12 protein-coding genes are annotated in these 11,716 nt (G+C 56.0%); 6 read left to right on the top strand and 6 right to left on the bottom strand.

All coding sequences use genetic code 11. The features are described 5' to 3' along the window. The first annotated feature begins 53 nt into the window (after positions 1 to 53). A complete protein-coding gene (gene dcm / locus ACEE43_RS09215) occupies positions 54 to 1,379 on the top strand; it encodes a DNA (cytosine-5-)-methyltransferase (protein WP_449107904.1) in 1,326 nt (441 codons plus the stop codon). Between the two features lie 28 nt (positions 1,380 to 1,407). Here the strand turns inward: dcm and ACEE43_RS09210 are convergent, their stop codons facing one another. Continuing rightward, complete coding sequence (locus tag ACEE43_RS09210; protein WP_449107903.1) at positions 1,408 to 1,536, bottom strand: hypothetical protein; 129 nt, start codon at positions 1,534 to 1,536, stop codon at positions 1,408 to 1,410. Positions 1,537 to 1,717: 181 nt separating this feature from the next. Between ACEE43_RS09210 and ACEE43_RS09205 the strand changes: the two genes are divergently transcribed. From ACEE43_RS09205 to ACEE43_RS09190, 4 genes are all read left to right on the top strand, one after another. Then, entirely contained in the window at positions 1,718 to 2,398 is a 681-nt protein-coding gene (locus tag ACEE43_RS09205) for a DUF6318 family protein (protein WP_449107902.1), read from the top strand. A gap of 109 nt (positions 2,399 to 2,507) precedes the next feature. Beyond that, on the top strand, positions 2,508 to 3,380 hold the full coding sequence (locus ACEE43_RS09200) for a hypothetical protein (RefSeq protein ID WP_449107901.1): 873 nt from the start codon (positions 2,508 to 2,510) through the stop codon (positions 3,378 to 3,380). A gap of 433 nt (positions 3,381 to 3,813) precedes the next feature. Continuing rightward, positions 3,814 to 4,233 (top strand): hypothetical protein, encoded by a 420-nt coding sequence (locus ACEE43_RS09195; RefSeq protein ID WP_449107900.1) that lies wholly within the window; start codon positions 3,814 to 3,816, stop codon positions 4,231 to 4,233. Next, on the top strand, positions 4,230 to 4,637 hold the full coding sequence (locus tag ACEE43_RS09190) for a hypothetical protein (RefSeq protein WP_449107899.1): 408 nt from the start codon (positions 4,230 to 4,232) through the stop codon (positions 4,635 to 4,637). The genes ACEE43_RS09195 and ACEE43_RS09190 overlap by 4 nt, the downstream gene beginning before the upstream one ends. Positions 4,638 to 4,729: 92 nt before the next feature. Here the strand turns inward: ACEE43_RS09190 and ald are convergent, their stop codons facing one another. The 4 genes from ald to ACEE43_RS09170 form a co-directional block, all read right to left on the bottom strand. Further along, the gene (gene ald / locus ACEE43_RS09185) at positions 4,730 to 5,818 is read right to left on the bottom strand and encodes an alanine dehydrogenase (protein WP_449107898.1); all 1,089 of its coding nucleotides are present in this window, start codon (positions 5,816 to 5,818) and stop codon (positions 4,730 to 4,732) included. Positions 5,819 to 5,993: 175 nt separating this feature from the next. Further along, entirely contained in the window at positions 5,994 to 6,965 is a 972-nt protein-coding gene (locus ACEE43_RS09180) for an Abi family protein (RefSeq protein WP_449107897.1), read from the bottom strand. 180 nt (positions 6,966 to 7,145) lie between these two features. Further along, positions 7,146 to 7,562, bottom strand: coding sequence for a DUF3151 domain-containing protein (locus ACEE43_RS09175; RefSeq protein ID WP_135012220.1), 417 nt, complete (start codon positions 7,560 to 7,562; stop codon positions 7,146 to 7,148). A 41-nt stretch (positions 7,563 to 7,603) separates the two neighbouring features. Then, positions 7,604 to 8,815 carry a Fic family protein gene (locus ACEE43_RS09170; RefSeq protein WP_431464493.1) on the bottom strand — a complete coding sequence of 404 codons (1,212 nt, stop codon included), beginning with the start codon at positions 8,813 to 8,815 and terminating at the stop codon, positions 7,604 to 7,606. A 315-nt stretch (positions 8,816 to 9,130) separates the two neighbouring features. Here ACEE43_RS09170 and gltS point away from each other — a divergent pair, with 315 nt between their 5' ends. Next, positions 9,131 to 10,354: a sodium/glutamate symporter gene (gene gltS / locus ACEE43_RS09165; RefSeq protein ID WP_449107896.1), complete on the top strand. Its 1,224-nt coding sequence runs from the start codon at positions 9,131 to 9,133 to the stop codon at positions 10,352 to 10,354. Positions 10,355 to 10,478: 124 nt separating this feature from the next. On the opposite strand, the gene fbaA is transcribed toward gltS, so the two are convergent. Continuing rightward, positions 10,479 to 11,504 (bottom strand): class II fructose-bisphosphate aldolase, encoded by a 1,026-nt coding sequence (gene fbaA, locus ACEE43_RS09160; protein ID WP_135012224.1) that lies wholly within the window; start codon positions 11,502 to 11,504, stop codon positions 10,479 to 10,481. Positions 11,505 to 11,716: the final 212 nt, after the last annotated feature.

Here is an 11,716-nt window from a genome sequence, read left to right as displayed (position 1 = left end):
CCTATTCTGATCTATACTCTTAAGACCTACAGTTCCAAGCGGAAGGTTCAACCGTGGCAGACCAGCCGATTCGTATCATCGAGCTCTTTGCAGGTGTCGGCGGCTTCCGCCTGGGCTTCGAAGGCTACAACAAAGATGGGTTTACCCTGCCCTCAGCTGGCAGCTTTGAGACAGTCTGGGCTAACCAGTGGGAACCCCCAGGAACACCCACCAAGCAGTTTGCTGCCCGTTGCTATGTTGCACGTTTTGGTGAAGAAAACTTCCTCAACGAAGACATCAATAAAGCTCTCACCATGGCCGAGAATGGTGAAATCACTATTCCAGACGCAGATATGCTCGTTGGCGGCTTCCCCTGCCAAGACTACTCTGTCTCCAAGCCCTTATCTCAATCACACGGCATTGAAGGCAAAAAGGGCGTACTCTGGTGGGATATCTACCGTGCGCTAGAGATGAAGAAGCCTCGCTACGTTGTCCTCGAAAATGTAGACCGACTACTGAAATCACCCTCGAAACAGCGTGGTCGTGACTTCGCAATTATTCTTTCATGCTTCTACTCGCTGGGGTATTCCGTTGAGTGGCGCGTTATTAACGCAGCTGACTATGGCCACCCCCAGAAGCGTAAACGTGTATATATCTATGCAGAACTTACCGACACAACGTGGAACCTAGAAACAACCCTGCGTACCGAAGGGGTTTTTGCTGAGGCCTTCCCTATTACCCAGAACCTGACTCGCGAAGATAACTTCAGCATTAGTATTGACCCCTTTGAAGTGACTCAAAACTTTGGTCTAGGTGCAAAAACCTCACGGTTCCAAGATGCCGGCGTAATGCAGCACGGTAAAATCTATACCGCGAAGCCAGAAGCTCTGTACACAGGCAAATGTCTTACTCTCGGCGATATCGTGGTCGACGAAACCGAAGTGCCAGACCAGTTCTTTATTGAACCTAGCAAAATCCAGGCCTGGGAATACCTTAAGGGTGGAAAAAAGGAAGAACGCATTAATAAAGCTAGTGGATTCAAGTACACCTACTCAGAAGGTAGTATGTCCTTCCCCGACCCCCTCGACCGCCCGGCACGCACCATTTTGACCGGCGAGGGCGGAGCAGGTGCCTCACGATTTAAACATGTTGTGAAGACGAAATCAGGTCGCCTACGCCGTCTTATTCCCGATGAACTAGATCAGATTCAGGGTTTCCCCAAGGGCTGGACTGATGCGGGCTTAACTGATGGACATCGTGCTTTCTGCATGGGCAACGCATTAGTCGTGGGCATCCCTAACGCACTTGGCAAGGCTATCAATCGCCGCCACTACGGGCTAGAGCGCGAGAATGCATCTCTCACTAATACGGTAGATAGTTCTTCCGACACCCTTTTCTAGCCAATGCCCTAATTACTACAAGCGCCCCTCACACCACCATGTGAGGGGCGCTTTGCTCGTTATATTTTGGAGCACTGTTAGATAGAGAAACAGGATGAACAACAGGTTCAGCTTCCTCCTGACCCGCTTGCTTTCTTACCTGCTCAAATGCTTTCATAGGCCCTTCTCTGTAGGCCTATTAGCCCACGTCAGACGCAAGACCTGTGGATAACTGGCCGTCTTCAGCGTAATCTGCTGTCAAAAACCGGGCAAGCGGGCCGAAACTCTTGCCATGGCACAAACCCAGCACTATAAACACACATAAGACCTAGTCACAAAGATGTCACCAGGAGACCCTTATGAAACACACTCCCACCCGTAATCTTGCTCTAACAGCTATCGCGCTACTAGCTCTTACAGGTTGCGGTGCGCAGGCAACAGGCTCAGTTCCCGAACCGGATTCAAGTACCACAACTTCCGCGGTAGCAGCCACCTCTGCGAGCGCCGTGGAGGAAACTACCAGCGCAGAAGAAACCAATTATTCGGGTGGCTCAAAAGCACCCGAAGGTGAATACCGCGCTGCGGACGAGCACGGCCCCGCCCAGAACGTACCTAAGCCGGTTGCTCCAGAAGGCATGAACGTGGAAAGCACCGATGCCATGCTCCTGTTCATCAACTACTGGAACGAGATGCGAAACTACGCCAACCAAACAGGCGATATTTCTAGTATCCAAAGCTTGGTCGATGAGTCTTTTGAACAAGAGCAAAAATACTACGATTCCCTGCAAAAGATTTATGAATCAGGTGGATGGGTCATCGGAGGAAATCGGACTATTCACTACAATAAGGATTTGCTTATCTCCTACGGTAATGGTGAGTACTCAATAGGTTCGAACTTCGAAGTCGAAAATACTGTGCTCTGGGTTAACAACGAAGCAAGAGCGTACGATAACTCAGACTCTATTTATAAGGGAATTGACCTTCGTCTAAAATTTATTGATAATTCCTGGAAAATAGTAAGTGCTAAGGTAGTGAGCTAAAATGCGCAGAAAGTATCTAGCATTTACTCTAGCCTCTGTTTTGGCATTCGGCCCAGCATATACCGCTAGTGCTGAAACTAAAAGCGGCACAGAGGGAGATAATTTTTATGTGTCCCTAGAAGATATTAATAATTTTGCTATAGCCCACGAAGGTTATGAAGAGGACCGAGATATCCCTCAACCAATCGACGCCCCTTCTACCGACGCAGCAGCGGCCGTCCAGCTTATCTACTTCGATAAGCCCCGAGGCCCCAACCGTGCAGCCCTCCAAGTAGGAGGCGCACCCTCACCAGGCACCTACTGCCTGGCAAGCGACGGGGACCTCGGCGTCCTCTCCCTCGTCCCAGCCGACTGGGCCGACGGTGCAGACACCCCCTACAACACTCCCCAAGGTCCCATCGGCTGCGTCCCCCTCACCCCAGCAGAACTCGAAGCTGCAGGCCTAGAACTCGCCGAAGAAAACGGGCAAACCGTGCTGCGCACCATCCGCGTCACGCTCACCACCCACGACTTCGACACCTTCCCCATCGCAGCCGCCACACCCCAGCAAGAACGCGCACCCCACACCCTAAAAAACTACAACACCAACTTCTGGGCCGACCCCAACCCCCAAGAATTCACGCGCACCATCAACGGCCAAAACGTCGTACTCCGCGCAACCCCCATCTCCTACACCTTCGACTACGGAGACGGCGCCGCCCTCGGGCCAATAACCTACCCCGGCTACCAGCTCGGCGCGGACGTCTGGGACCAGCCCACCGACACCTCCCACCGCTACACAGACCCCGGCGACTACTACTTCGCTCTGACCACCACCTACCGCGGTGAATACTCCGTCGATGGCGGGCCCTGGCAGGTTATCGACGGTACAGTCAGCCGTACCAGCGACCCGCAGCTGGTGCGAGTCTGGCGCACACAGGTTGGCCTGGTTGCCGAGGACTGCGCTACAGGTGCGGACGCCTGGGGCTGCACCAGCGGCTAACCCAGCCCCTCACCCAAGAAACTTCACAAGAAAAGTATTTTCTTAGGTTTCGCACAGGTTCCCCGAATTGAGTTCAAAGGTTAGGGTGCCATAGTTAAAGACATGAGGACGAGGAGAGAAAACCTCGCAACCTCAAGAGACTGAGAATCTCACCGTGACGATGAGTCACCTCTTTCAGAGAGATGTGTGTAACCTCTGAAGCTCCTCCCCTAGGGGATAGGTGCGAAAGAAATGTGTGTGTATGAGAAAAGGTCGCAACCAAAAGGTTGCGACCTTTTCTCTATCCACCCAAATAGTAAGCAATGATATAATTGGGTGGAGTAGGCAGACAACAAGGAGGTTACCGCCATACCCAACAACAAATAGCGGGCAACCCTAGCCTGACTAGAGCCCCCAGTTCTACAATGGTAGAAATCTCAAGGAGGAGATTCTCATGACCGAACAGACCATCCAGTCCCGGCCAGCCGTGCAGCAGGCGTCCGCGCCCTATCTCTACGAGGAACGTATCGGCGGCAGCTGGCCACAAGCCCTCACCATCACCGCCCTCTTCACGGCTCTCGCAGCCAGTCTCATATTCCAGGCCCACCTGCTCACCATGGTTCTTATCTTCTGCTGTGTAGCGTTCGGTTTTTACATTAGCCGTCGTCGAGCATCAGCAAAAAGAACCCTGCCTATCAGCTATGGTTTAGCCTCCCAGACTGTTTTCGCAGTGGCCGTCTTTGCCCTGCTCTTTCCTGGTCTGGATGACCCCGCCAGCGCCACCTGGCGCCTCCCCCTCCTGGCAGTCACCACCTTCATCTTCCACCGCTTTGTCACCCCCGGCTACCATCCCCTCAGCCAGGAGCAGGAATGACAAACACCCCGGCACACGAACCAAGCCAAGACCCCATCATAATCGGGGCTTCTCCCGCAGCCGCTCTGGTCATTGGCCTAGGCTACGGGTCTATAGCCTGGGGCATATATGCCGACAGCAACTGGCTGGGATTCGTCTCTATCTTCCTCGGCGGAGTCGGCCTCGAAATGGCTCGTGTTCCCTGGCAGGGCAAGTACGCCTGGCACGGGGCCGGGATTCTCTTTCTCGGCCTGGCAGGCACCATGCTAGGAACCTTCCTCTTCTACACCCTGCTACCGGAATCACTTGCGCTCACAGTGTGGGGCACAGCGTCCCTCAACGCCGCGCTAGCGTACATGCTCTACCTCTTGGCGCGCAGGCTCCTGCCGGTGCGCCCACCATATACGGGCAAGCACAGCAAGTAGCCCGGAAATATACAAAGGACGCCCGCCCACCCCCCCTGCCGCAGGGCAGGAAGGTGGGGCGGGCGTCCGCACCCTTAAGCTACCTCTAAAACCTAGGCAGCAGGCAGCTCAGGGAAGGCCTCAGCAACGCCGGCGAAAGTAATCTTGCCAGCATCGGTGTTCAGGCCCAGAGCCAGGTCGGGGTTGTTGGCCAGGGCCTCGTCCACGCCAGCAGCCAGCTTCAGCACGTAGGGCAAGGTGGCGTCGGTCAGGGCAATAGTCGAAGTGCGGGGCACAGCACCGGGCATGTTAGCAACGCAGTAGTGACGGATGCCGTCCACCTCAAAAATCGGGTCAGCATAGGTGGTGGGGCGGGAAGTCTCGAAGCAACCGCCCTGGTCAATCGCAACGTCAATCAGCAGGGTACCGGGCTTCATGGTCTTCAGGTGCTCACGGCGCACAACCTTAGGAGCCTTAGCGCCAGGAACCAGAATCGAACCGATCACCACATCGGCCTCAGCGATTTCACGCTCAATATTCGCGGGAGTGGAGTTCAGCACGCGCGCAGTAGACCCAAACAGGTCAGACAGTTCACGCACACGGGGGCCGTAACCCTCAAGAATAGTCACCTCAGCGCCAGCACCAACAGCCAGCTTAGCGGCGTGGGTACCCACGTTACCGCCACCCAGAACCACCACGCGGCCGGGGGCAACACCGGGCACGCCACCCAGCAGAATACCCTGACCACCCTCGGTAGCCATGGTGTACTGGGTCGCAGCCTGAGCAGCCAGACGGCCCGCAACCTCACTCATGGGAAGCAGCAGGGGCAGGGCACGGCCGTTACGCACAGTCTCGTACGCAATACCGCGGGTCTTAGCAGCCAGCAGAGCTTCGGTCAGGGGCTTGTCAGCGGCCAGGTGCAGGTAAGTGAAAAGGGTCAGATCCTCACGCAGGTACTTGTACTCGGATTCAATCGGCTCTTTGACCTTCACCAGCAGTTCAGCCTGGTTCCAGGCCTCGTCCTGGCTGACCAGGGTAGCGCCTGCCTTCTCGTATTCCTCGTTGGAGAAGCCTGCGCCGAGCCCGGCGTCCTTCTCAATCAGTACTTCGTGGCCAGCCTGAACAAGAGCCAGCACGCCGTCGGGGGTGAGGCCAACGCGCTGTTCCTGGGGCTTGATTTCGCGGGGTACGCCAATGCGCATGAGGGGGTCTCCCATTCATTTTCGTCGTTGAAAACTGTTGCGTTAATCAGCCTACGCCCTTTTGTTGAACAAAAACAACCCGCCCCAAATTTTCCTCATATTTCTAAGAAAATCTGGGGCGGTCAGGGGCTAGGCCAGCTCGGCGGCGGCAGCCGGGTCGAAGATTTGAAGGCATCTATAGAGAGGGGAAAAGCATTCCTTCTTCATATGTTGCATCGCTACTGACAAGCTGCCATAGCTCAGTTGAGTACGTCTGGTCTCCTTGAATATGGTCCACCCAATCAGACAACAGACGCAGAATATGAGCGGGAGCTTCCACCGGTAATCCCGAATACTCTAAACCTGTTGCTCCTTTCCACGGTGACTTTGCAACAGGACGAGTAAGACGCCTACCCCACAATCGGTTGTGGTGAGCAGCTAGGTTCCGAAAGAAATTTACGTTACCAATAGCTCGACGTAGTTCCTCAGCTCGTGTAAACCCTAAATCATCCATCAGACGCTGTATCTGGTTGGTATCTTTCCAGGTGCTCACCATCTTTGAGAGATCCCCGAGAGACATCGCCTCAACCATTGCCCACAAAGGAACCTGCTGCCCCTGATTCACGAAGTGTTGAAGATACAGCTCCTCGCGATTCAGGGTGTCTTCAATGCTTCTCATCAAAGATTCACGGCTGCGAGTAAGACCCGCGTGTTTAGCCTGCCAAGCATCTAAGGGCATTCCACGAGGCGGCAGGTTACTAGGGCGGGAGGGCTCGTATGCACTTCTCAAAAGATAGCGGGTAGGCCCGTTCTTTGCCCCTTCTGCCAGGCGAAAGGCTACCCGTGTTCTAATAATTGGTTCAATCACCTGCACACCACGAAAAACCAGTAGCCGCATCTGATCATCAAGCGAGTAGACCGTCAGAAGCTGTTCGAGAGTCGTTCCCGGCTTGAACTCATCAGCCGGAGCAGGTTCCATAAACTGCTTAAAGTAACCGCTGAAACGGTAGTAGTTCTGGTGCGCAAGGAAGTTGGCCAAAAGAACCCGCTGAGAATCGTCTAAAGGCAACCCACGCATCTCTAGTTTGGCTACCTGTTGGTCTATATCAAGCCATGGTTTGGTACGTTGCGGAGGGTGTTTTGGTGCCAGGTCTGAAGGCAGAATCATGTCTAAATTTTATAGAAAAATCCCCGTAGCGTACACGGCTAACGGATCAGCCAGTCACAAAGGACCGTACGCAACGGGGATGAATGTTGCTCTATAGTCTACCCGATTTCTGCTCAAGTGTTGAGCCTGCTCAAGGTAATCTACTCAACATCTAGAGCCACTGGAGAACCTAGATACAACCTAGGCCAGCTCGGCGGCGGCAGCCGGGTCGGAGTCGTTCAGGAACTTCTCAATACGCTCAGCCTCATCCGTCTCACCGATCGCTGCTGCGGTCTGACCCAGAATCAGCAGGGCCTTCAAGAAACCCCGGTTCGGTTCATGGCTCACCGGAATCGGGCCGTGCCCGCGCCAACCATTGCCGCGCAGGGCGTCCAGACCGCGGTGGTAGCCCACGCGCGCATAGGCGTAGGCTTCAAGAGTCCTACCGGCGCTCAGGGTTTCTTCAGCCAGCAGGGCCCAGGCCAGCGACGACTTGGGGAAGGCCTGCGCAAGGTCGGCAGGAGCTTCACCGGCGCGGACGCGGGCCGTCAGCTCAGGCTCTTCAGGCAGCAGGGTGGGGGCGGGGCCATCTAGCAGGTTCTTACCGGCAAGTGACATGGGTACTCCATTCAACTCAAATTCTTGTAACTACAAAAAGTCTACGCGTGCCCGGGGAAAAGGAGGGCCTTGCCTGCCTCACTCAACCGCACGCGCAGGGGACGGGACGAGGTGCGCTCAACCAGTCTTTCTTGTTCCACTTCAACAAGATAGGCCCGAACCGTATTTCGCGACTTCCCAAGAATCTGCGCTAAATCGCTCCATTCAATTCCGCGGCCCCCGCTGAAAAGATGAGCCTGACCCAGAATAAACAGCGCATCAAGCGCGCCAGCCGACAGCTCAGACTCGCCTGACTTAAGCCCGTCGACACGCTCATGCAGCAACTGCATCATCTGTTTCTTTGCCTCAAAATCATCAATGAGTTCAAGCTGTGCGTCACGTATGAACCCAAGTATTACATGGGCAAATAGTGTGACTTCACCATAATTAAGCGGCTCCTCAGCTTCGGTAAAAGCCCTGTGGTATTCCTCTTTTTTCTGCTTTATAAGGTGCGAGAGGGCAAGCACCGTGTAGGTAGAGAGAACCTCCTGCAGCTGGGCGCTTAAGAAAAAACGCCCGAAGCGTCCATTGCCGTCATAGAAGGGGTGGGCCGCCTCAAACATAAAGTGCGAGACAGCTCTAGAAGGAAGAAAGGGCACCTCGGTGTTCTCAAGATGGTCAAACATAGCCCGTAGCTGCTGTTCAAGTGCCTCTTCGTCGCGAGCACCAGTATGAATAATTTTGCCTGCCCCATCATGCACAAAGACAGGACCAGCCCTAAAAAGCCTGCCATCAGGGCGGTCTTCATCAGCGATCTCTGACCCAAAAAGGCGGTCGTAGGTAGCTCGTACTTCTTCCAGGGTATGCGGAACGTCAACCTTGCCCTGCGATAGCTCAAGATAGAGCCGAGCAATCTCTCTAAACTTCTTGTTATCAGAGGGTTCAGCGTCGAGGGCCTCCTGGATCTCCTGCCTGGTTGACCGCACGCCCTCAATCTCGTTCGTCGCTGAAATTTCCTGGGTGATGAGCTCATACAGGTAACTTGCCCGAGCAGTCGCGGGAAGACTAGCGGCAAGTTCCTCAAGAGTTCTCTCATTCAGCAGGATCTGTTCCTGCAGAAGGAGCAGCTGGGGGGTCACTGTGTAAAACAGAGTGTGGTCGCCCAGAACAAAGCTGGTTTCGTACCCCATATCGCGGCGTTCCTGCGCGAACCTTTCAGCGGTCTGCCGGTCGAACTGGTGAAAAATAGATTTGAGGCTCCGGTATTTTTTCATGCTCCCCTATCTCCCAAAATCTCATCTTTTTGGTAGTTACAGGCAATCCTATGCCACTCTATCTCCCAAAAACACCCCATTTTGGGAGATAGAACCACAACCAAACGCCTCTAACTCCCAAAAACACCCTTTTTTGTATTTAAGCCTCGCGCCGCCCACCAGCTACTCCCATGCCTGCCGACGGCAGGCGTCCGCGCACCCCGCTGTGACGAAAACCCAGCCGCACCACACCGAGGTGTCCCGTATAGTGTGAGAGGTCAACTTCGCCGACGAAGTGGAAAACACACACGATCACATAGATACAGAGAGACTCCTATGACGCTTGAACTCACCATGGTTCAGTCCGCCGGCTGGGCAGTAATGCTGCTGCTGCTCGGTATGTGGATTAAGAACCGCTTCTACTTCTTCCAGCGGTTCGCCATCCCCTCGCCCGTCATCGGCGGCTTCCTCTTCTCCCTGGTCAACCTGGTACTCAACCAGACCGGGGTATTGACCATCAAGTTCGACACCACCCTGCAGAGCTTCTTCATGGTCATCTTCTTCACCTCGGTCGGATACGGTGCCTCGCTCAAGGTGCTCAAGTCAGCCGGCTCAAAGGTAGGCCTCTTCCTGCTGGTCGCAACGGGTCTCTGTATCGCGCAGAACATCGTGGCCGTCCTGGTCGCCCCCGTGGTCAACGTCGACCCGGCCCTGGCGCTCATGACCGGCTCCACCCCCATGACCGGCGGCCACGGTGTTTCCGGTGGTATCGCCCCGCTCGTTGAAGCCTCCGGCGTCACCGGTGCAGAAACCGTCGCCTACACCGCCGCAACCTTCGGCCTCATCGCCGGCTCACTCATGGGTGGCCCCGTCGCCAACCGCCTAATCATCAAGCACAACCTGCTCGAGAAGGAACCCTCCCACCAGGTCAACATCAATACGGCCCTGCTGACCGTACGCCCCCGCAAGCTCGACGCCGACAGCATCCTGCACGGCTTCATCATGATCCTGGTCGCCATGTTCATCGGTAGCTACCTGACCGAAGCCCTCAACTACCTGGTCGGCCAGCTCACCGACCGCGCCGCCTTCCCCAGCTACATGGGCCCCATGATCATCGCCATCGCCCTGCGCTACATCAGCGACCGCCGCAACTCCAAGGAATACCACGAGCTCGTCCCCGAGCAGGAGGTCGAGGTACTGGGCAACATCGGCCTCAACGTCTTTTTGGCGATGGCCCTCATGAATATTCAGCTCTGGCAGCTGGCCGAGCTGGCTATCCCGCTCATCGTGCTCCTGCTAGCCCAGATTGCACTCATGTGGGTATGGGCTAACTTCGTTACCTTCCGTGCCATGGGCGCAGACTACGACGCAGCTATCCTCACCGCCGGCCACTGCGGCTTCGGCATGGGCGCAACCCCCAACGGCATCGCCAACATGGCTTCCCTGGTCACCAAATACAAGGCCTCCAAGCTGGCCTTCTTCATCCTGCCCATCGTCGGCGGCATGTTCATCGACTTCACCAACCTGGTGAACATCATGACCTTCCTGTCCATCGTCTAGCCGGGACCGGCGTCCGCACATCACGGGGCACATTCACCACCACAGCACAAAGGCGCCGGACGCACCCGCACAAGCGGGAGCGTCCGGCGCCTTTGCTCTAGGCTAGCGGACCTAGCTACAGGGCTTACTTGCCGGAGGTACCAGCGGAGCCGAGCTGCTGGGCAGCTTCAACCACGCGAGCGGCCATGCCAGCTTCAGCAGCTGCACCCCATACGCGGGGGTCGTAGGTCTTCTTGTTGCCGACCTCGCCGTCAACCTTGAGCACGCCGTCGTAGTTGCGGAACATGTGGTCCACAACGGGGCGGGTGTAGGCGTACTGGGTGTCGGTGTCGATGTTCATCTTGATAACACCGTAGGAAACTGCATCTGCAATCTCCTGCTCGGTGGAGCCTGAACCGCCGTGGAAGACCAGGAAGAAGGGCTTTTCGCCCTTGCCGTACTTGGCGCCGACCTCGGTCTGGATTTCCTTGAGCAGTTCGGGGCGCAGGTGAACGTTACCGGGCTTGTAGACGCCGTGAACGTTACCGAAGGTCAGGGCTGCCATGTAGGTGCCCTTTTCGCCCAGGCCGATGGCCTCAACGGTCTTGATGGCGTCCTCAACGGTGGTGTAGAGGGAGTCATCGATAGCGCCTTCAACGCCGTCTTCTTCGCCGCCGACAGCGCCGATTTCGACCTCGAGAACCTGGTGGTTCTTGGAGGTACGCTCGATCAGTTCCTGAGCGATCTTGAGGTTCTCTTCGAGGGAGATAGCGGAGCCGTCCCACATGTGGGAGTTGAAGATGGGGTCTTCGCCGCGGGCTACAGCCTTCTCTGATTCTGCGAGCAGGGGCAGCACGAAGTCGTCGAGCTTATCCTGGGGGCAGTGGTCGGTGTGCAGGGCGATGTTGACGTCGTACTGCTTGGCAACTTCGCGTGCGTAGGCAGCGAAGGCGAGGGAGCCGACAACCATGTTCTTCTTGTTGGGGCCTGACCAGTAGGCGGCGCCACCGGTGGAGGCCTGGATGATGCCGTCTGAGCCTGCTTCTGCGAAGCCGCGGATAGCTGCGTTCAGGGTCTGTGAAGAGGTGACGTTGACTGCGGGGTACGCAAAGCCCTTGGCGCGGGCGTTTTCGAGCATTTCTGCGTAGACTTCAGGGGTTGCAATAGGCATGCTGACTCCTTGGTTGTCGGTGGGGCCACCCGGTTGGTGGCCTGGTGTGAGTTGGTGCTGCACCCGGTGCGTGTAAGGACGCGGTGGGGCGAGCGCCTGCCTGCTTTTCAGTTTACCAAGGGCGCGGCGGGAAAGGGTAGGTTTCCCACACTAATTTCGGACATAAACCCACAGAAAACCATGTGTTTCTGGGGGTCTTAAGCACCCTAACA

This window comes from Rothia sp. 11254D007BW (assembly GCF_053548195.1).
This window is presented reverse-complemented; position numbering and strand designations above follow the sequence as displayed.